Below are 19,367 nucleotides of genomic sequence, written 5' to 3' on the forward strand. Positions count from 1 at the left end.
ACACCGGTTCGGCCGGCGGCTCGGGGTCGGGGGCGGGCACGGCGGTGACGCGGATCAGCCCTGCAGGGCGGTCGCGCGCGCGGCGTCGTCGGCCGCGTCCTCCTCGGCGTTCTGGTCGGCGATCCGCGCGGCCGTCCGGCTGCGGAGGCCGTCGACCCTGCCGGAGATCTGGGCCGACATCGCGTCGCGCTGCCGGCTCAGCAGCACGTAGCTGAGCGGCGCCGAGACCACGGCGGCCACCAGGAACAGGAAGATCGCGCCGGTCTGCCCCTTGACCGGGATGACCTGGAAGTGGCCCAGCAGCAGGGCGACCAGCAGGCAGCCGAGGAAGATGCTGACCCGCATGGAGGTGTAACGGAGCGTGGCGTGGGACTTGTCGCTCACCTTGCTGCTCACGGGGGACACATCCTTCTCTGCGCGGGGACCGGACCGGTATCCCAGTGAAGCATGCCCGCCGCGCCGCGCGGGGCACGGGTCACCCGGCCCCCGCGCGGCCCCTCCGTCAGCGCAGGTCCAGCCACATCGTGACGTCGTCGCGGTCGTCCCCGGGAGCCACCCGGATCGCGGCGGGGACCCGGCCGACCTCGGTGTAGCCGCAGCGGGCGTAGAAGGCCTCCAGCCCGAGACCGCCGCGCAGGGTCAGCCGCAGTCCCTCCAGCCCCCAGGCCCGGGCCACCCGCTCGGCTTCGGCCATCAGCTCGGCGCCGTAGCCGCGGCCCTGGAAGTCGGGGTGCACCATGACGCGCTTGAGCAGCCGCCAGTGGTCCATCAGGCCGAACCGCATGGAGTCGAGGAAGAGCAGGGCGGCCAGCCGGCCGCTCTCCCGCTCGTGGGCGATCAGCAGCCGGTCCGGCCCGGCGGGCGCGAGGCCGGCGAAGTGCGGGTCGGCGGTCTTCCAGACCTCGTCCTCCGTCACCGGCGCCACGAAGCCGACCGCACCGCCGGCGTTGGTGACGTCGGTCCAGAGCCGGACGATGTCGGCGCGCAGGTCCGGACCGGGCTCGGGGTCGAGGGTGAAGGCGAGCGTCATGACGGTGAGCCTAGTGTCCGCTCACGACAGGCCCGGTGCCGGCGCCCCCGGCTCCGCCCCCACCCCCGGCCGGTCCGCCCGCAGGGCCAGGCAGAGCAGCACGGCGACCGCGCAGAGCCCGCCGGCCGCGTACCAGGCGAGGTCGTAGGTGCCGAGCGCGTCCCGGGCGAGGCCGGCCAGCCCGGCCACCGCGGCCGCGCCGAGCTGGTGGCAGGCCAGCACCCAGCCGAAGACGATCGGCGCGTCGTCGCCGAAGTGCCGTCGGCAGAGCGCGACGGTCGGCGGGACGGTGGCCACCCAGTCCAGGCCGTAGAAGATCACGAAGGCCAGGATCGGCGGCTCCAGCGAACCCGCGAACAGCTGCGGCAGCAGGAACAGCGAGAACCCGCGCAGCGCGTAGTAGACGACCAGCAGCAGCCGGGAGTCGAAGCGGTCGGTGAACCAGCCGCTGGCGATGGTGCCGATCACGTCGAAGATCCCGATCAGGGCCAGCAGGCTCGCCGCCGTGGTGACCGGCAGGCCGTGGTCGTGCGCGGCGGGGATGAAGTGGGTGCCGACCAGCCCGGCCGTCGTCGCGCCGCAGATCGCGAAGGAGCCGGCCAGCAGCCAGAACGCCCGGCTGCGGGAGGCGTCCCGGAGCACCCGCAGCGAGCGGGCCAGCGCCCGGTTGTCCGCCACCGGCGGGGGCGGCTCCTCGGTCGCGCCGTACGGGAGCAGGCCGAGGTCGGCGGGGCGCTCGCGCATCAGCAGCAGCACCGGGACGGCGACCGCGCTGGCGGCCAGCGAGACGACGACGACCGCCGAACGCCAGCCGTGCTCTTCCACCAGCCAGGCGCCGACCGGCAGGAAGACCAGGTTGCCGGCCGCGCCGGCGGCCGTGAGCACACCGGTGACCAGGCCCTGGCGGGCCCGGAACCAGCGGCCGGTGACGGTGGTGGCGAACGCGCCGGCCATCGAGCCGCTGCCGAGGCCCACCAGCACGCCCCAGCAGAGGACCAGTTGCCAGGGCTCGCGCATCAGCATGGTGAGCCCGGCGCCGACCGAGATGGTCAGCAGCGCGCAGACCACCACCAGCCGGACACCGAAGCGGTCCATCAGCGCGGCGGCGAAGGGGGCGGTGAGGCCGTAGAGCGCGAGGTTGACCGAGGTGGCACTGGATATCGTCCCCATCGACCAGCCGAACTCGTTGTGCAGCGCGTCCATCATCAGGCTGGGCGTGGAGCGGAAGCCGGCCGATCCGAGCAGCACCAGCAGCGAGACCGCGGCGACCACCCAGGCGTAGTGCGGCCGGGGGCGTCCGGTGCGGCTCGGCCGCGGGGGCCCGGAGGGGGCGGGGTCCGGTGCGGGGGCCGGTGCCTCGGCGCGGGCCGGCGCGGCGGTCGGGCCCGGGGTGGGGGTGTGGCGTTCGTTCACCCGGCCGAGTCTCCCGAACGGCCCGAACGACCACGAGTGGCCTGACTGCCAGCTTTCGCAAAGATCGGGCCAGCGGTTCGGCGTACGCTGGTCGCCGGCCCGGGCGACGGGCGGCGGGGTGCCCGGCGGCGGGCGCCGGTGGGGAACGGAAGGGCGGGCGCGATGGCGCACAGGATCGCGGTACTGGCGCTCGACAGGGTGATCGCCTTCGAACTGGGCATCCCCGCAAGGATCTTCGAGTCGGCCAAGGACGCCGACGGCGTGCCGCACTACCAGGTGGCCACCTGCACCGTGGACGGCCGGCCGGTCCCCACCAGTACGGACTTCCGGATCGCCGTCGACCACGGGCCCGAACTCCTGGAGTGGGCGGACACCGTGGTGATCCCGGCCTCCGCGGACCAGGGGCCCCGGGAGGTCGACGCCCGGCTCGATCCCGCCCTGGTCGCCGCGCTGGCCAGGATCCGGCCCGGCACCCGGCTGGTGTCGATCTGCACCGGCTCCTTCGTCCTGGCGGCCGCCGGACTGCTGGACGGCCGTCCGGCCACCACCCACTGGCGCTACACCGAGCTCTTCGCCGCCCTGTACCCGAAGGTCCGGCTCGATCCGGACGTCCTGTTCACCGACGACGGGGACGTCCTCACCTCGGGCGGGGTGGCGGCCGGCATCGACCTCTGCCTGCACATCGTGCGCCGCGACCACGGCAGCGCGGTGGCCAACGCGGTGGCCCGCACCTGCCTGGTGCCGCCCTGGCGCGAGGGCGGCCAGAAGCAGTACGTCGAACTCCCCCGTCCGGCCGTCGACGCCGGCCCCGGCGCCGCGGCGGTCCGCGCCTGGGCGCTGGAGCACCTGGACCAGCCGCTCCCGCTGCGCCTGCTCGCCGACCGGGCGGGCATGAGCGTGCGGAGCTTCACGCGGCGGTTCCGCGAGGAGACGGGCAGCAGCCCGGGCCAGTGGCTGACGGTCCAGCGCGCCGAGCGCGCCCGCCAGTTGCTGGAGAGCACCGACATGACCATCGACCAGGTGGCCCGGGAGTCCGGCTTCGGGACGGCGGCCTCGCTGCGGCTGCGGCTGCGCGGGCGGCTGGACGTCGCGCCGAGCGCGTACCGGCGCACCTTCCGGTCGGTGGAGCGGTCGCACTGACGGTGCGCCACCCCCGCGGGCCGCTCAGCGGCGGACAAGTGGGCGGCGAATGACCGGAACCGGCCCTGCGGAACGCACGGATCGGACGGCGGCGGGCCGCACGCACCCCGAGCACGGCACGGCCCGCCGCCATCCGATCGTGAAGCACGGGCCCTGAACCCGCGCAAAGCCCACCGCACTCGCCAAGGAGCCACCGCGCGATCGGCGTACCACGGCCCCCCTGCTGACATGATCCCCCTGGACAGCAGCACCGCAGCGGCGTTCGGGTGTTCCCTCGGCGTCCCCTCGCAACGGAGAGCTGCTCCCAGAGTGATCAGTCGGATACGTCACGTCAATGGGTTGTCCGAAATTCGGAATGGTTGCGTCAGGTTTCGGCCCGTTGATCGTCGGGCCTCACTGGGCCAGCGCGGCCCAGTCCACGGCGGTCAGCGGGTCCACCGGCGGCGCGCCGGCGCCGATCTCGCACCAGACGCGCTTGCCCGAACCGTCCGGATACCAGCCCCAGCGGTCGCAGAGCAGTTCGACCAGCTCCAGGCCCCGCCCGTTGGTGGCGTCGGCGTCCGCCCCCGCGTGCCGGGGAGCCGGCGCGGCCTGGCTGGCGTCGGCGACCTCGACCCGGAGCGGGCCGATCGCGGCCGTCTCCCGCGGCGCGCCGCCGCAGCCCGTCCCGTCCACCGGCCCGCCGGCCGTCGGGCAGCCGCCGGCCGCCGAAGTACCGCTCCCGGTCGGGGAGTCGTCGACGGGGAAGCAGAGCCGCAGGACGGCCGGACAGCCGGTGTGCACCACGGCGTTGGTCACCAGTTCGGAGACCACCAGGACGACCGTCTCGGCGATCGGAGCGTCCGGGTCCACCCCGTGGTTGAGCAGCCGCGAGCGCACCCAGCGGCGGGCCCGGCCGACCTCCGCGGGGTCCGCCCGCACCGCAAGCTGTACCTGAAGAACCTGCACCGCTCCACCACCCGCACTCGCAGTTCGGCCATCGTCTCGATCGGGCCGGATCGTCCGGCCGGCTGGTCCCGGCTCCCGCCGGGCCGCCGCAGGCCGGGCCGCCGTACGTCCACATCCGGTACGTCGCGCCCGCGCCATCTCGTCCGTCGCGCTCCGGCTGCGACACGAATACGCCTCAGGATGGTTCGACGGGCGGACCGCAGCAAGCGCTTCGGGCATATTCCAACGATCGGGGGACAGGGCAGTGCATACTGTCCCGTTCACTCTGGCGAGCCTCGTACCGGCGATCGTCCGGCCCGGGCCGACCGGCCGGACATGCAGTGGCGAACCTACCGCCGGACACCCCGGGCGCGCCGCCCGCCACTCGCGAACCACCCGTGCGACATATGTCCAACGGCCTTCGAACAGCGGGATCCGCGGCAGATCCCACGATGTGACGATCCGAAACCGGGTGGCCCCTCCGGTCCCGAATCCGCCCGCTCCCGGAAGGCCGCAGGATACCGTTGGGCACGGCAGCGAACCCCACGGTAGGAGGGTGGTTACCGATGGCCACCCCCGGCAGCGCCCCGCGCTGGGACGAACAGCTCCAACCGCGCCTCGCCCGCGGCGAGGAGACGGCGCTGGGCGAACTGTACGACCAGCTCGCGCCGATGGTGCACGGACTGGCCGGGCGGATACTGGCCGACCAGGCCGCCGCCACCCAGCTGACCCGCGAGATATTCGCCCACGTCTGGGAGCACCCCGAGGCCTTCGACCCCGCCCAGGGCTCGCTCCGTTCCTGGCTCGGCGCCCTGACGCACAGCCGCGCCGTCGACCGCCTGCGGGTCCGGCGGGCCGCCGAGGCCCCGCTGGGCGTCGAGGGCGCGGACGGCACCGGCGCGCCGGGCGGGCCGGTCGAGGAGGAGATCCGGGCCGTGGCCACCGCCGCCCGCGTCCAGTACGTGGTCGACTCCCTGCCGCAGAGCCTGCGTGAGACCATCGAGGTGTCGTACTACGACGGCCGCACCTACCAGGAGACGGCCCGCCGGCTCGGCATCACCGAGCAGACCGCCAAGCAGCGGATGCGGCTCGGCCTGGAGCTGCTGGCCACCGAACTCGCCGAGGAGCGCGCCCATCAGCGGCAGCCGGGCCCGCCCGACTGCCGGCGGCACGACGGGTGCGACGGCGGGCCGCGGCAGGGCACCGCGCCGCACGAGGGACCGGGGCACCCGGGGCAGCGGCACGGCGATCGGCACCACGAAGGACAGCACCACGAAGGACAGCACCACGAAGGCCGGCACGACGACGGACAGCGGCACGACGGGCGCCGGCACGACGGACCGCGCCACGGGAACGAGGGCGGGGGCACGTGACCATCACCGAGGAGCAGCACGAGGCCCTGCGCTCGCTGCTCGGCGCCTGGGCCCTGGGTGCCTGCCCGCGGCGCGAGGCCGCCGAGTTGGAGCAGCACCTGCGCGGCTGCCCGGGCTGCGCCGAGGAGGCCGCCCGGCTCCGGGACGCGGCCGGCTGGCTCTCCGCCGACGAGCCGCTCGACCAGCCCGCCTCGCTGCGCCAGCAGGTCCTCGACTGGTGCCTGACCCGGCGGCCGGCCGAACTGCCCGTCCCCAACTGGGGCGTTCCCTACACCGCGGAGACCGCCAAGCTCGACGCACTGCTGCGCGACCTCGGCCCGGAGGAGTGGCAGGAGGTCGCCGAACTCCCCTGGCACGGCGGTACCGAGTACCTGCGCCCGGCCGAGGTGCTCTGCCATCTCGCCGCGGTGGACGGCTACGTGGCACTCGCCCTCGGGCTGCCCGACCCCGTCCCGGGCGGCGGCGCGGCGACGGCCGACCGCCGGGTGCCGCCGCAGGACGCGGCTCCCCCGCTCCCCCGGGTGCCCCGGCAGAGCGGCCCGCCGTGGGCCGGGATCACCGAGCGCACCGCCCGGCTGACCGCCGAGCAGGCCGGGCAGCCCCCGCAGCGGGTCCGGGCCCGGTGGCGCCGGCACTGCCACGAGCTGGTCCGCACCGCGGCCCTGGCCCCGCAGGGCAACACCCCCGTGGACTTCGGCTTCGTGACCGTCCCGCTGCGCGACGCCTTCGTCGACCGGGCCTTCGAGTGCTACGTGCACGGCGAGGACGTGGCCCGCGCGGTCGCCTACCCGTACGCCCCGCCGGCGCCGCAGCACCTGCGGCAGATGGTCGACCTGGCCGTACGGATGCTCCCGGCCGCGCTGGCGGGCCTGCGGGCCTCCCGGCCCGAGCACGCCGGGACCCCCGCGGGCGGACCGCCCGACGGCACCGCCCGGACCGGCCGGCAGATCCGGCTGGTCATCGACGGACCGGCCGCCGGCGAGTGGCTGATACCGCTGGACGGCCCGGAGTGCGGACCGCCCGGCGGTGAGCCGGTGGCCGCGATGGTCCTGGACGGGCTGGAGTTCTGCCAGCTGGCCGCCGCGCACCGCGACCCGGACCGGGTGCCGGTCGGCGAGCACGGCGACCGGGCGGCGATCCGCGAGGTGCTCCGGGCGGCGCCGCTGCTGTCCCGCCCTTAGCCGGGCGGGACACGGGCGGGACGCGGGCGGGACGCGGGCGGGACGCGGGCGGGACGCGGGCGGGACGCGGGCGGACCCGGACGGACTCTAGGTGAAGACCACCGTGCGGGTGCCGTTGAGCAGCACCCGGTGCTCGCTGTGCCACTTCACCGCGCGCGCCAGCGCCTGGCACTCGACGTCCCGGCCGAGCGCGACCAGCTGGTCCGGGGTGATGTCGTGGGTCACCCGGGCCACCTCCTGCTCGATGATCGGGCCCTCGTCGAGGTCGGCGGTGACGTAGTGCGCGGTGGCGCCGATCAGCTTCACGCCCCGGGTGTGGGCCTGGTGGTAGGGCTTGGCGCCCTTGAAGCTCGGCAGGAAGGAGTGGTGGATGTTGATCACCTTGCCGGACAGCGCGGTGCAGAGCTCGTCCGAGAGCACCTGCATGTAGCGGGCCAGCACGACCAGCTCGACGTTCTCCTTGGCCACCAGGTCCAGCAGTTCCTGCTCGGCCGCGGCCTTGTTGTCCCGGGTGACCGGGATGTGGTGGAACGGGATCCCGTAGCCCTCGGTGAGGTCGCGGAAGTCGGTGTGGTTGGAGACCACCGCGGCGATCTCCACCGGCAGCGCGCCGATCCGGGTGCGGAACAGCAGGTCGTTCAGGCAGTGCCCGAACTTGCTGACCATCAGGACGATCCGCATCCGCTCCTCGCTCGGGTGGATCTGCCACTCCATCCCGAACGACGCGCCGATCGCGGCGAAGCTGGCCCGCAGCTTGTCCACGCTCACCGGCTCGGCCGCGGTGAAGTGCACCCGCATGAAGAACAGTCCGCTGTCCCCGTCCCCGAACTGCTGGCTGTCGATGATGTTGCAGCCGGTCATGAAGAGGTAGCTGGAGACCGCGTGAACGATGCCCTGCTTGTCGGGGCAGGACAGCGTGAGGACGTACTGGGCGCTGGCCGTCTGCTGTTCCACGGTGGGGATATCCCGTCCTGAGGTCGTGCCGGTGGTGAATGGTCCAGCGTGTCACATCCTGGACAGCGACCGTTCCGCTGCCCGCACTGCGGGACGCTCCGGCCCACCGGCGGGCAGGCCGGGACCCGAGCCGCCGGCGCGGGTCCGCGCCGAAGCGCCCGGAACGGGCTCAGGACGAGGTCAGGATGCGCAGCACGTCCAGCGAGCGCGGCGGGGCGTCCGGGTCCTCGCCGTCGTTGACCGCCAGCTTGACGTGGGCCTCCCGGGCCGCCCGGACCGCCTCCGGCCAGCCGTGGTGCCCCAGGTAGGCGGAGGCCGGGGCGTCCGCGCCGACCTGGTGCAGGATCCGGACCACCCGCAGCACCGCGACGTCCACCACCGCCGCCTCGGCCGAGTCCCGGAAGATCGTGCCGACGTACTTCTCGGCGGACCAGCGGTCCAGCCAGGTGTCCTCGACCAGCCGGTAGACGGCGTCGGTCACGTCCCCGAAGCCCTCCCGGCCGGAGAGCCAGGTCTCCTGCTGGAACCCGGGGTCGGACAGCATGTGCAGCGCCGAGCGCAGTCGGGCTCGCCAGCGCCACCAGGGCAGGTCGTTGAGCGGCATGCCGCCCATCGTGCTGGAGCGGTGGCCCGGACGAGAAGGGTTTCGGGAAGACCGATACGAAGAATCTGAGCTGGCGGACATGGACAGCGATCGTACGTTCCCCGACGGTTCGTGCTCCACTCCCCATCTACACGCGTCCCCGCCCGGAGTTCCGTCGGCGTTTGCCGTTCGTTCGCTTTTCGGCCCTCTCTGCTTGCGACGCCCGGGCTTGGCTGGGCCGGTACGCAGCAGAAGCGCCCCGGGAGGGAAGACCGATGACCGGCCTCAAGGGCTCGTCCCAGGCTCAGAACCCGATCGTGGCACGGCGCAACCGCCGCCCGATCGCCGCAGCCGCCATCACCGTGGCGCTGCTCCCCACCCTCTTCTCGGCCTCCGCGTGCGGCGGACCGGCCGACGCCGCCACCGGCAAGGGCGAACTGACCGTGATGACCTGGGCCCCGTCCGGCACCGGCACCGCGGACCGGCCCGGCATGACGGCCCTCGCCGAGGCCATCGGCCGCGACCTCAACGCCAAGGGCGGTCTGAACGGCCGCCCGCTGCGGGTCCTGACCTGCAACGAGCACAACACCGCCGACGGGGCCGCGGCCTGCGCGCAGCAGGCCGTGGACGCCAAGGCGGTCGCCGTGCTCGGCTCCTACAGCCAGTACGGGGACAGCTTCATGCCCGTCCTGGAGCGCGCCGGCATCCCGCTGATCGGCGGGTACGGGCTCTCCCAGCCCGAGTTCAGCAGCCCGCTGTCCTACCCGGTGGGCGGCGGTCTGCCGGCGCTGATCGGCGGCAGCGGCCGGCAGCTGGTGGAGGCCGGCTGCAAGGCCGTCGCGCTGGTCCGGCCGGACACCCCGGCCGGCGACAACCTGCTCGGCTACCTGGCCAACGCGCTCAAGCCGGCCGGGATCAAGCTGCTGGACGTCAAGGCGCCCGAGCAGTCCAGCGACTACGCGCCGGTCGTCCGCAAGGCGATCGGCAAGGACGAACCGGGGAACTGCATCACCTCCGCGCTCGCCGCCGAGCCGACCGGCAACCTGCTGGACTCCTACCGCCGGCTGGGCCCGAAGAACACCCGGGTCGCCTCGGTGATCGGCAGCGTCCAGCAGTCGGTGGTCGACTCCACCGGCGGCGACAGCGGCCCGCTGGCCGGCGCGTTCGTCACCAGCTGGTACCCGCCTGAGTCGGCCAAGGTCTGGGACGCGCTGCGCTCGGTGGTGTCCGGCGACTCCGCCGGCGGCCGCAGCGTGGACGTCTCCGACCCGGGGGCGCAGACCACCTGGGTCGCCTACGAGGTCTTCCGGCAGGTCGCCGACCGGCTCTCCGCCGCCGGCCGCCCGCTCACCGCCAAGACCGTGACCGCCCTGCTGGACGGCGGCGAGCAGATCGACGTCGGACTCACCCCGCCGCTGAACTGGGGCACCACCAACATGCTGGCCAGCACCGAGTCGCCCCGGCTGGTCAACACCTGGGTGACCTACCAGGTGGTCAAGGGCGGCCGGCTGGCCCTGCAGCAGCCGGGTTTCGTGGACGTCCGCTGGGTGCTCACCGGAAGCCGGCCGCCGGCCTGACGGGCCTCGACGGGGCCCGCCGCGGGGCCGGACCGGTCAACCCGGGCCGGCCCCGCCGCATGTCCGGGCCGGCCCCGCCGGGGGCGGACCCCGTCGTCGTCAGAGGTCGCCGTCGCCGCGGGTCGGCAGGCCGGTCTGGCCGGCGATGGTGTTCCACAGGCCGGAGGCCTGCTTCTTCGCGAGGGTGGCGGTCCCGCTGGCCTGAACCGCGTTCTTGTAGTGCTGGTTGTCGATCTTCTTGGGGTCGCAGGCGCTCTGCGCGTCGGCGGCCCAGGCCGCGTACTCGTCGTCCGCGGTCGCCGAGGCCTGCCAGGCCGCGTTGAGCTGCTCGACCAGCTGCGGGCCGCCGGGCAGCTTGTCCGTCTTGAGCGCGGCGAGCTTGGTCTGCAGCTCCCGGCGCTTGCCCGCGGCCTCGGTCAGGGCCTGCTGGGACTCGGGGAGCTTGTCGCACTTCTGCACCGCGGCGACCGCGCCGATCACCGCCTGGCGGCTGTCGTTGGCGGTGCCCAGCAGGTCGGAGAGGGGCTGGGCCTGGGCCTTGACCTCGGGGCTGACGGCCGCCGCCGAACCGCTCGCGGGCGGCGGGCTGCCGGCCGTGCTGCTGCCGGTGGCCGCCGGGGCGGCCTTCTTCCCCGGGTCCGCCGTGTCGTCGTCCCCGTTCATCAGCACGGCGACCAGGAGGCCGGCGGCCACGCAGCCGGCCACCACCCCGCCGATGATCAGCTTGCCGGACGACCGCCCGCCACCGCGGTTGCCGGCCTGGGTCGGGAAGTCCTGCCCGGGGTACCCCTGCTGCGGGGCCGGGTACTCCGGCGGGGCCTGCTGGTAGGCCGGGTAGCCGTGGTCCGGCTGCTGCGGATAGCCCGGAGCGGGCTGCTGGTGCCCGGGCCGCGCCGGGTAGCCGGCCGCCTGCGGGTCCCCCGAGGGGTAGGGCGGCAGGTACTGCGTCTCCGGCGCCTGGGCGGCCTGCGGAGCGCCGTTCCACGGGGCGCCCTGGGCGGGCAGCGGCTGGCCGCCCCACGAGGCGCCCTGGGCCGGCAGCCCGGGCCCACCGCCGCCGAGGTACTCCGGCTGCCCGGAGGGCTGTCCGGGCGGCTGCTGCTGCCCCTGGAGCCCGGCCGGCGGCTGCTGGCCGGGCATCGGGGGCGGCAGCTGGCCCTGGGCGTCCGGCCCCGGGGGCTGACTCGGCTCGGGACGGAAGAGATCGTCCAGGTTGAAGTCACCCGAGTTGGGGTACGAGCGGCGCTGGCTCAACGCGATTCCTCACCTGTGCACGACCGCGCGCTGACGGCGGACCACATCTCGTCGGTTCTTGGGGGCATCACAGTTCCTTGGACGTCGCGCCCACGCTACCGGTTCACCGAACCGGGTGACCACGTGGGCGGTCCATCCCTCACCGGCCCCTCACGCGCCGCTCCTCGCCCCGGTCAGGCGGCCTCCGCCTCGGCCCGCGCCTGGAACTCGCGGACCACCCGCTGCTCCCGGTACGGCTCCAGCCGCCGCCGGAACTCGTCCAGGTACTCGACGCCCCGGTTGGACCGCAGCCCGCTCAGCAGCCGGACCGCCTGCGCGCCCGTCTCGCAGGCGCGCTCCAGGTCCCGCTGCTGCAACTGGGCCGTGGCCAGCAGCACCAGGTCCACCGCGCGGCGCCGCACCCTGGTCGGCGGGTGCAGGTCGAGCGCCCGGCGGGCGTAGTGCTCGGCCTGGCCGGCCTGCTCCAAGTCCCGGTGGCAGTGGGCCAGCTCGTCCGCCAGGTAGGCGTCGTCGAAGTGGACGATCCAGTCCGGGTCGTCCTCCGGACGGCGCCGCTCCATCGCCTCCAGCGCCTTGGCGGCCACCGCCTCGCAGGAGCGGGCGTCGCCGAGCAGGGCGTGGCCGCGGGCCTCGGCCGCGTAGAACATCGCCATCGCGGTCGGAGTGGCCACCGAACGGGCGCCCTCCTGCGCGGCGCGGGCGAGTTGGGCGATCTCCCGCGGATTGCCGAGCGTCGCCGCCAGGTGGCTCATCGAGGCAGCCAGCACGTACCCGCCGTAGCCGCGGTCGTCGGCCGCCTGGGCGAGGCGCAGCGCCTGGATGTAGTAGCGCTGGGCCAGCCCCGGCTGCCCGGTGTCCACCGCCATGTAGCCGGCCAGCTCCGTCAACCGGGCGACCGCCGCGAAGAGTTGCCGCCCGGTCTCCTCCCGGTAGGCGCCGCCGAGCAGGCCGGAGACCACGCTGTTGAGGTAGTGGACGACCACCGGGCGGACGTGCCCGCTGCCGAACCGGTGGTCCAGGTCGACCAGCATCGCCGTGGTCGCCTTGATGGCGGCGACGTCCGTCGGACCGACCCGCGGGCCGCCGGTGCGCGCCACCACCGGGTCGGGCGGGGTGATCAGCCAGTCCCGGCTGGGCTCGACCAGGGCGGAGGCCGCCACCGTCGCCCCGGTCAGGAAGTCCCGCCGGCCGACGTCGCTGCGCCAGAGCTCGCAGACCTGCTCCAGCGCGGCGTTGAGCGTCGGCGCGAACTGCAGCCCGATCCCGGAGCTGAGGTTCTTGCCGTCGGCCATGCCGATCTCCTCGACCGACACGCCCCGGCCGAGCTTGCGCCCGAGCGCTTCGGCGATCACCGCCGGCGCCTGCCCGCGCGGCTGCTGGCCGCGGAGCCAGCGCGCGACGGAGGTCTTGTCGTACCGCAGGTCCAGGCCGTGTTCGGCCCCGCAGAGGTTGACCCTCCGCGCCAGGCCGGCGTTCGAGCAGCTGGCCTCCTGGATCAGCTGCTGCAGACGCTCGTTGGGCTGTCGTGCGACAAGTGGTCTCGCGGCCATTGGCTTCGCCTCCCCACACCCTCCGGTCCCGGCCGGCGGGCGACGATTCTGCTGATCTGTTGCCGACTGTCCGACCGTCCAAGGAATCTGACACCAGGTTAGCGATCAGCAACGCCACCGGGATACCCACGGTGACGATCCCCACCCCCCACGCGCCCTGGTAAATGCTCCCGTGCGCCCCCACTGCGCCCACCGTCGCCCGCCCCAACTCGGTTGCCTCACCGGTTCGGGTGACAATCGGTGCCGCCGGGCAGACCCGCTCGCGCCGGGCCGTAACCAGCCTCACGCACGGTAGTTGAGCAGCGCGTGGAAGACATCCCAGACTCCCCCGACCAAGGCGGCGACGCCGGCCTCCCTCCGCTGCTCGTCGAAGCCGTCGGCTATGCCGAGAACCGCCACTGGGAGGTCGCCCCGGGCGCCTGGCTGATCGACGGCGACGGGCCGGCCCGCTGCTCCTGCGGCGACGGCCGCTGCCCGCTGCCCGGTGCGCACCCGATCGACGCGGACTGGGCCCGCAAGGCGAGCGCCGGTCCGGGTGCGGTGCGGCGCTGGTGGACCGAGCGCCCCGACGCCTCGATCCTGCTGCCCACCGGCCGGTCCTTCGACGTCCTGGACGTGCCGGAGGTGGCCGGCTGTCTCGCGCTGGCCCGGATGGAGCGGATGGACCTCCAGCTCGGCCCGGTGGTGGCCGTCCCGGCCGCGCCCGGCCGGGACGGGCGGCGGCTGCACTTCCTGGTACTGCCCGGGGTGGCGGCCAAGCTGCCGGAGATGCTGCGCCGGCTCGGCTGGCCGCCGGGCCGGCTGGACCTGGTGGCCCGCGGCGAGGGCGACTGGACGGTGGCCCCGCCGTCCCGGGTCGGTCCGAGCGGCTTCGCGCAGTGGGCCCGCTCGCCGTCCGCGCTGAACCGCTGGCTGCCCGACGCCGCGGAGCTGATCAGCCCGCTGGCGTACGCGTGCGGCCGCGAGGCGCCCTCGGTCCGCCCCCGGCCGGCCCAGCCGGCGGCGGTGCGCTGAGGCCCGGCCGACCGACCGGCCCGGGCCCCGGGCCGGGACGGGCCGGTGATCGGGCCGGTGATCGGGCCGGTGATCGGCCGAATGATTCACCACCCCGTGGACAGCCGCCCTACGCCTATCGGGTGAGGGCGTGCGATGCGCGACACCCCGCGCGCGACTGACGGGCCTTGCCCCCCACCGGAGGCGGGGCCCGTCAGACGCATGTGCGGATAAGGCTTCGGTGTACCCGCTGGTCAACGGCGAAAGCCCCTCGTACGAGTGACAACGCTCAAGGATTGCCATGATCTGCCGAGGGGAGGAATTCCACCGTGAGGGGACGCCGGAAGGGTCGCTCGGACGGGGAAGCCGGGCGAGGCGGTCGGGAGGGAGCGGAGGGGAACCGGGAGGGAAGCGGGAGGGAACAGGAGGGGAGCGGGAGGGGCCGTGGCACCGGCCGGGTTCGGGGAGGCCGGTGCCACGGGAGCGGGAGGGACGGGGAGGGCGAGCAGGGCCCGGTGCTTCGGGAGCACCGGGCCCTGCTCATCGCTTCGCGTCGCACGGCCGGCGAGGCCGTCACGGCCGCGCACCGCGCCGTGGTCAGGGCTGCGCGACGAAGACGTGCGCCGCGATCTCCTTGCCCAGCTCGGCCGCGTTGTCGCCGGTGCCCACCAGCACCCCGCCGACCCCGGCGGAGACCCGCACCGTGGAGCCCGGCCGGATCCCGGCCCGGCGCAGCGTGCGCATCAGCTCGCCGTCGGTCTGGATCGGCTCGCCGATCCGGCGGACCACCACGTCGGCGCCGCCGTCACCCGGCCGCACCGAGTCCAGCGGCACGAGCGCGGCGTCGAAGCCCTCGCCCTCGGCCTTGGCGTCCCCCAGCTCGTCCAGCCCGGGGATCGGGTTCCCGTACGGCGACTGGCTGGGGTGGCCGAGCATGGCGAGCACCTTGCGCTCGACCGTCTCGCTCATCACGTGCTCCCAGCGACAGGCCTCCTCGTGCACCTGTTCCCACTCCAGCCCGATCACGTCGACCAGCAGGCACTCGGCGATGCGGTGCTTGCGCATCACCCGCACCGCGAGCCGGCGACCCTCCTCGGTGAGTTCGAGGTGGCGGTCGCCCGCGACCTGCAGCAGCCCGTCCCGCTCCATTCGCCCGACCGTCTGGCTGACCGTGGGGCCGCTCTGCTCCAGGCGCTCGGCGATCCGGGCGCGCATCGGGGTGATGCCCTCCTCCTCCAGTTCCAGGATGGTGCGAAGGTACATCTCAGTGGTGTCGATCAGCCCAGACATCGCCGCTGGCTCCGTTCCTCGGTGTCCTCATCGCCAATTCTGACGTACCGGGCAGGCAACCGGGCCCGCGCAGGGGCTCCGGGGGCGGGTTTTCGTTCCTGTTGACAGCGGCACCGGTGAGGCAGCACCGTGCTCGCCGTAGCTTTCTCCATCGGCGGCCCGGTCGGCGGGCCGTCCCACCCGGCCGGCGGCCCCCACCGGCAGAGAGCGAAGGCAACAGATGAGCGACCTGGTCGGCCGGTACTTCGACGCCGCGATCGAGCACCTGCGGCGGGTCCGCGCCGAGGAGGCCGGCAACATCGACGCGGCCGCCGCGCTGCTCGCCGGGGCGGTCCGCGAGGGGCGCCGGATCTTCACCTTCGGCTCCGGCCACTCCTCGCTGGCCGCCCAGGACGTGGTCTACCGGGCCGGCGGGCTCGTCCCGGTCAACCTGCTGGACGTCCCCGGGATGGCCGGGGTGACGGTGATGCCGGCCCCGCTGGCCAGCGCGCTGGAGCGGGTCTCCGGGCTGGCCACCACCACCCTGGACCTCACCCCCGCCACCGCCGGGGACCTGCTGTTCGTCATCTCGCTCTCCGGCCGCCAGGTGATGCCGGTCGAGCTGGCCCAGTACGCCCGGTCCCGCGGCCTGAAGGTGGTGGGGGTGACCTCGCTGGCGTACCCGGCGGAGGTCCCGTCGGCGCACCCGTCGGGCACCTATCTGAAGGACCACTGCGACGTCGTGCTGGACAACAAGATCGCGGTCGGGGACGGCGAGCTGACCCACCCGGCGGCCGAGACCACCTTCGGCCCGGTCTCCACCATCGTCACCAGCGCGCTGATGCAGGCCGTGGTCGCCTCGGCGGTCGGCCGGCTGGCCGACGCGGCGGCCGCCGGCGACGGCGCCGCCCCGCCGCTGTTCCGCTCCGGCAACGTCCCCGGCGGCACCGAGTGGAACGCCAAGCAGATGGCCGACAACGCGGAGCGGATCTTCTACACCTACTGAGCCGCCCGGCCCGGCCGCCCCGGACCCTCACGATATGGGACAACCTCCGGCGGCATCCCGGCCAATGCGGCCGGGCCCGGCCCCGGCCGGGCGTGCCGGGCGGGCGGGCTGGGCAGGAGGACGGTGCGACCGGAGCGACGGGTGGGGGCCGAGGATGGCGTCGGGTGCGGATCCGATGGGGTGGGCGCGCGAGGAGGACCTGCTGCCCGAGCTGTTCCGGGTCGCCGACACCGCCTCGCTGCGGGGCCAGCGGCGGTCGGTCCTGCTCTCCGCCTGGGAGCTGGCGCTGCTGGTGGCCGCCGCCGCGGCGGGCTCGGCCGACGGCGAGCCCTGGGCCTGGCCGGCCGCCGTCGCCTACCTCGGCGCGATCGTCCTCGCGCTGGTGATCAGCCGGCAGAACCCGCAGGGCCTCTGGTACGAGGGCCGGGCCGCCGCCGAGTCGGTGAAGACGCTCGCCTGGAAGTTCGCCGTCCGGGCCGACGCGTACCAGCCGCCGCCGCGCAGCCTTCCGGACGCCGAGGGCCTGTACCGGTTCCAGCTCGGCCGGGTGCTGAACGCCTTCCGGGGCAGCGGCGCTCTCGGCCCGGCCGCCGGGGGCGCCGGCCCGGACGGCGGCGACGGCACCGGGGTCACCGAGGCGATGCGCGGCCTGCGCGGCCAGCCGCTGGCGGTGCGCCGCGAGGTGTACCTGCGGCAGCGGATCCAGGTGCAGCACGGCTGGTACCGCGCCAAGGCCCGCTACTGCGCCCGGGCCGGCTTCTGGACCGGCGTGCTGGGCGTGGTGCTGCCGCTGCTCGGCCTGGTGCTGGCCGTCCTGCGGGCGATGGGCTGGTTCCGCTACGACGCGCTCGGCACGGTCTCCGCGGTGGCCGCCTCGGTCACCGCCTGGGCCCAGCTGCGCCAGTACCGGCCGCTGGCCGCCGCCTACCGCCTGGCCGCCGACGAACTGGAGCTGATCCGCCGCCAGCTGGCCGGGCTGGACGTCGCCTCGGCCGACGCGGAGGAGATCTGGGCCCGGCTGGCCCGCGACGCCGAGGACGCGGTGTCCCGGGAGCACACCACCTGGCAGGCCCGCCGCGAGGTGCGCGGGACGACCGACCGGGACCACTGACAGGGGCCCCGAGCGGAGCCCGGACCGGAGCCTGAGGAGGCCGCGCGTGTCATTACGGATGGTCAAGGCGGCCGACGGCCGTGCCCTCGCCGTCGAGACCGTGGGCGACCCGCGCGGCCGGCCGGTGTTCCTGATGCACGGCATGCCCGGTAGCCGGGTCGGCCCGCACCCCCGCAGCACCGTGCTCTACCGGCTGGGGGTCCGGCTGATCTCCTACGACCGGCCCGGGTACGGGGACTCCACCCGGCTGCGCGGCCGCCGCGTGAGCGCGGCCGCCGCCGACGTGCGGACCATCGCGGACTCCCTCGGGCTGAGCCGGTTCGCGGTGCTCGGCCGCTCCGGCGGCGGACCGCACGCGCTGGCCTGCGCGGCGCTGCTGGCCGAGCGGGTCAGCCGGGTGGCCGTCCTGGTCGGCCTCGCCCCCAGGAACGCGACCGGCCTGGACTGGTACGGCGGGATGACCCCCTCCAACGTGCGGGCGTACCGGGAGGCCGAGCGCGGGCACAACCGGATGGCCGACACGATGCGGTTCCGCTCCGAGCAGATCCGGGCCGACCCGGGCCGGCTGCTGCGGGGTCTGCGGCCGGAACTGCCGCCCACCGACCGCGAGGTGGTCGCCGACACCGGGCTGCGCCGGATGCTGCAGAGCAACTACCGCGAGGCCTTCCGGCACGGCGCGGACGGCTGGATCGACGACGTGCTGGCGTTCACCGCCGACTGGGGCTTCAAGGTGGAGGACATCGCCGTGCCCACCTGGCTCTGGCACGGCGCCGACGACCAGTTCTCCCCGGTCGACCACTCGCGCTGGCTGGGCGACCACATCCCCGGTGCCTCGCTCTTCCTGGAACCCGGGGCCGCGCACTTCGGCGCCTTCCGGGTGATGACCGCCGCGCTGGCCTGGGCGGCGGGCCAGACCTCCACCGGGCTGCCCCCCACCGGGCTGCCCTCGGCCGGCCTGCCGCCGGGCGGCCCGCTCAGGCCCTGACGCGGCCTCCCGGGGCCCGGGAGCCCGTGGGGAGACCGGAGCCGTTCAGACTCCGACCGGGGTGACCGGTTCGCCGCCCGCCAGCACCGCCAGCACGTTGTCCACCGCCAGGCCGCCCATCGCCTGCCTGGTCCGCACGGTCGCGCTGCCCAGGTGCGGGGCCAGCACCGCCCGCTCCTGGGCGAGCAGCGCGGCGGGCACCGCCGGCTCGCGCTCGAAGTTGTCCACCGCCGCGGCGAACAGCGCGCCCGACTCCAGCGCGGCGGCCAGCGCCTCCTCGTCCACCACCCCGGCGGTCATCGAGACCACCACCGCGCCGGGCGGCAGCAGCGCCAGCCGCCGGGCGTCCAGCAGGTGCCGGGTGGCGGGGCCGAGCGGGCAGGTGACCACCAGCACGGTGGACCGCGCCAGCAGCTCCTCCAGCGGCAGCCACTCGGCGCCCTCGGCCTGCTCCGGGGGCAGTTCGCGGCGGTTGTGGTAGCCGACCGGCATGTCGAACGCGCGGGCCCGGCGGGCCACCGCCTGCCCGATCCGGCCCATGCCGAGGACACCCAGCGGGGTACCGGCCAGCTCCAGGCCTAGCAGGAAGTTCGGCGCCCAGGCCCACGGCCGGCCGGACCGCAGCAGCCGCTCGCCCTCGCCGAGCCGGCGGGTGGCGGCCAGCAGCAGCGCCCAGGCCATGTCGGCGGTGGCGGCGGTGAGCACCCCGGGGGTGTTGCTGACCACGACGCCCCGCTCGGCGCAGGCGGCGAGGTCGACGTTGTGGTGGCCGACCGCGTGGTTGGCGACGATCCGCAGGCCGGGCCCGGCCGCGTCCAGGAAGGCGCCGTCCACCACGTCGTCCAGCGTGGTGATCACCGCCGACCGGCCGCGGACGGCGGCCAGCAGCTCTTCGCGGGCCATCGGCAGGTCCGAGTCGTGCCGCGTCACGGTGTGCCGTGCGGTGAGCCGCTCGATCACCCCGGGGGCGAGGCGTCGGGTGACCAGGACCGGGGGCGGGGGCTGCTCGCTCATAGGGCCC

The 19,367-nt window shown here is 74.9% G+C and carries 18 protein-coding genes; 8 read left to right on the plus strand and 10 right to left on the minus strand.

From position 1 onward, the window contains the following. Positions 1–54: 54 nt before the first annotated feature. The 3 genes from ABT263_RS18510 to ABT263_RS18520 all read right to left on the minus strand — a co-directional run bounded on the left by ABT263_RS18510 (position 55) and on the right by ABT263_RS18520 (position 2,443). The gene (locus tag ABT263_RS18510; protein WP_329489223.1) at positions 55–396 is read right to left on the minus strand and encodes a DUF4229 domain-containing protein; all 342 of its coding nucleotides are present in this window, start codon (positions 394–396) and stop codon (positions 55–57) included. Positions 397–502: 106 nt separating this feature from the next. Beyond that, positions 503–1,030: a GNAT family N-acetyltransferase gene (locus ABT263_RS18515; RefSeq protein ID WP_329489222.1), complete on the minus strand. Its 528-nt coding sequence runs from the start codon at positions 1,028–1,030 to the stop codon at positions 503–505. Between the two features lie 21 nt (positions 1,031–1,051). Continuing rightward, positions 1,052–2,443, minus strand: coding sequence for an MFS transporter (locus tag ABT263_RS18520; protein WP_352291433.1), 1,392 nt, complete (start codon positions 2,441–2,443; stop codon positions 1,052–1,054). Between the two features lie 162 nt (positions 2,444–2,605). Between ABT263_RS18520 and ABT263_RS18525 the strand changes: the two genes are divergently transcribed. After that, the gene (locus ABT263_RS18525) at positions 2,606–3,583 is read left to right on the plus strand and encodes a GlxA family transcriptional regulator (RefSeq protein WP_329489220.1); all 978 of its coding nucleotides are present in this window, start codon (positions 2,606–2,608) and stop codon (positions 3,581–3,583) included. Between the two features lie 393 nt (positions 3,584–3,976). Here the strand turns inward: ABT263_RS18525 and ABT263_RS18530 are convergent, their stop codons facing one another. Beyond that, positions 3,977–4,531, minus strand: a complete 555-nt coding sequence (locus ABT263_RS18530) for an ATP-binding protein (protein WP_352291434.1) — start codon at positions 4,529–4,531, stop codon at positions 3,977–3,979. Positions 4,532–5,076: 545 nt separating this feature from the next. Here ABT263_RS18530 and ABT263_RS18535 point away from each other — a divergent pair. Continuing rightward, positions 5,077–5,883, plus strand: coding sequence for a sigma-70 family RNA polymerase sigma factor (locus ABT263_RS18535; RefSeq protein WP_352291435.1), 807 nt, complete (start codon positions 5,077–5,079; stop codon positions 5,881–5,883). Continuing rightward, positions 5,880–7,064: a zf-HC2 domain-containing protein gene (locus ABT263_RS18540; protein ID WP_352291436.1), complete on the plus strand. Its 1,185-nt coding sequence runs from the start codon at positions 5,880–5,882 to the stop codon at positions 7,062–7,064. The genes ABT263_RS18535 and ABT263_RS18540 overlap by 4 nt, the downstream gene beginning before the upstream one ends. An 87-nt stretch (positions 7,065–7,151) precedes the next feature. Here the strand turns inward: ABT263_RS18540 and purU are convergent, their stop codons facing one another. Both purU and ABT263_RS18550 read right to left on the minus strand, forming a co-directional pair. After that, a complete protein-coding gene (purU, locus tag ABT263_RS18545; protein ID WP_380382233.1) occupies positions 7,152–8,018 on the minus strand; it encodes a formyltetrahydrofolate deformylase in 867 nt (288 codons plus the stop codon). A gap of 169 nt (positions 8,019–8,187) precedes the next feature. After that, positions 8,188–8,631 (minus strand): SCO4402 family protein, encoded by a 444-nt coding sequence (locus tag ABT263_RS18550; RefSeq protein ID WP_442906840.1) that lies wholly within the window; start codon positions 8,629–8,631, stop codon positions 8,188–8,190. A 245-nt stretch (positions 8,632–8,876) separates the two neighbouring features. Here ABT263_RS18550 and ABT263_RS18555 point away from each other — a divergent pair, with 245 nt between their 5' ends. Next, positions 8,877–10,178, plus strand: coding sequence for an ABC transporter substrate-binding protein (locus ABT263_RS18555; protein WP_352291438.1), 1,302 nt, complete (start codon positions 8,877–8,879; stop codon positions 10,176–10,178). A 99-nt stretch (positions 10,179–10,277) separates the two neighbouring features. On the opposite strand, the gene ABT263_RS18560 is transcribed toward ABT263_RS18555, so the two are convergent. Then, positions 10,278–11,432 (minus strand): hypothetical protein, encoded by a 1,155-nt coding sequence (locus tag ABT263_RS18560; RefSeq protein ID WP_352291439.1) that lies wholly within the window; start codon positions 11,430–11,432, stop codon positions 10,278–10,280. A gap of 173 nt (positions 11,433–11,605) precedes the next feature. Continuing rightward, complete coding sequence (locus tag ABT263_RS18565; RefSeq protein WP_329489213.1) at positions 11,606–12,982, minus strand: NsdA family TPR-like regulatory protein; 1,377 nt, start codon at positions 12,980–12,982, stop codon at positions 11,606–11,608. Positions 12,983–13,288: 306 nt separating this feature from the next. Here ABT263_RS18565 and ABT263_RS18570 point away from each other — a divergent pair, with 306 nt between their 5' ends. After that, the gene (locus ABT263_RS18570) at positions 13,289–13,996 is read left to right on the plus strand and encodes a bifunctional DNA primase/polymerase (RefSeq protein WP_352291440.1); all 708 of its coding nucleotides are present in this window, start codon (positions 13,289–13,291) and stop codon (positions 13,994–13,996) included. Positions 13,997–14,572: 576 nt separating this feature from the next. Here the strand turns inward: ABT263_RS18570 and ABT263_RS18575 are convergent. Beyond that, positions 14,573–15,265 (minus strand): iron-dependent transcriptional repressor DtxR, encoded by a 693-nt coding sequence (locus tag ABT263_RS18575; RefSeq protein ID WP_352291441.1) that lies wholly within the window; start codon positions 15,263–15,265, stop codon positions 14,573–14,575. 220 nt (positions 15,266–15,485) lie between these two features. Here ABT263_RS18575 and ABT263_RS18580 point away from each other — a divergent pair, with 220 nt between their 5' ends. The 3 genes from ABT263_RS18580 (at position 15,486) to ABT263_RS18590 (ending at position 18,346) form a co-directional block, all read left to right on the plus strand. Next, positions 15,486–16,250: a sugar isomerase domain-containing protein gene (locus ABT263_RS18580; protein WP_352291442.1), complete on the plus strand. Its 765-nt coding sequence runs from the start codon at positions 15,486–15,488 to the stop codon at positions 16,248–16,250. 175 nt (positions 16,251–16,425) lie between these two features. Next, the gene (locus ABT263_RS18585) at positions 16,426–17,361 is read left to right on the plus strand and encodes a DUF4231 domain-containing protein (RefSeq protein WP_329489210.1); all 936 of its coding nucleotides are present in this window, start codon (positions 16,426–16,428) and stop codon (positions 17,359–17,361) included. A 58-nt stretch (positions 17,362–17,419) separates the two neighbouring features. Continuing rightward, the gene (locus tag ABT263_RS18590; protein ID WP_352291484.1) at positions 17,420–18,346 is read left to right on the plus strand and encodes an alpha/beta fold hydrolase; all 927 of its coding nucleotides are present in this window, start codon (positions 17,420–17,422) and stop codon (positions 18,344–18,346) included. A gap of 45 nt (positions 18,347–18,391) precedes the next feature. Here the strand turns inward: ABT263_RS18590 and ABT263_RS18595 are convergent, their stop codons facing one another. Further along, positions 18,392–19,360, minus strand: a complete 969-nt coding sequence (locus ABT263_RS18595; RefSeq protein ID WP_352291443.1) for a 2-hydroxyacid dehydrogenase — start codon at positions 19,358–19,360, stop codon at positions 18,392–18,394. Between the last annotated feature and the right edge of the window lie 7 nt (positions 19,361–19,367).

This window comes from Kitasatospora sp. NPDC001603 (genome assembly GCF_040298365.1).
In the GTDB taxonomy this organism is placed as follows: domain Bacteria; phylum Actinomycetota; class Actinomycetes; order Streptomycetales; family Streptomycetaceae; genus Kitasatospora.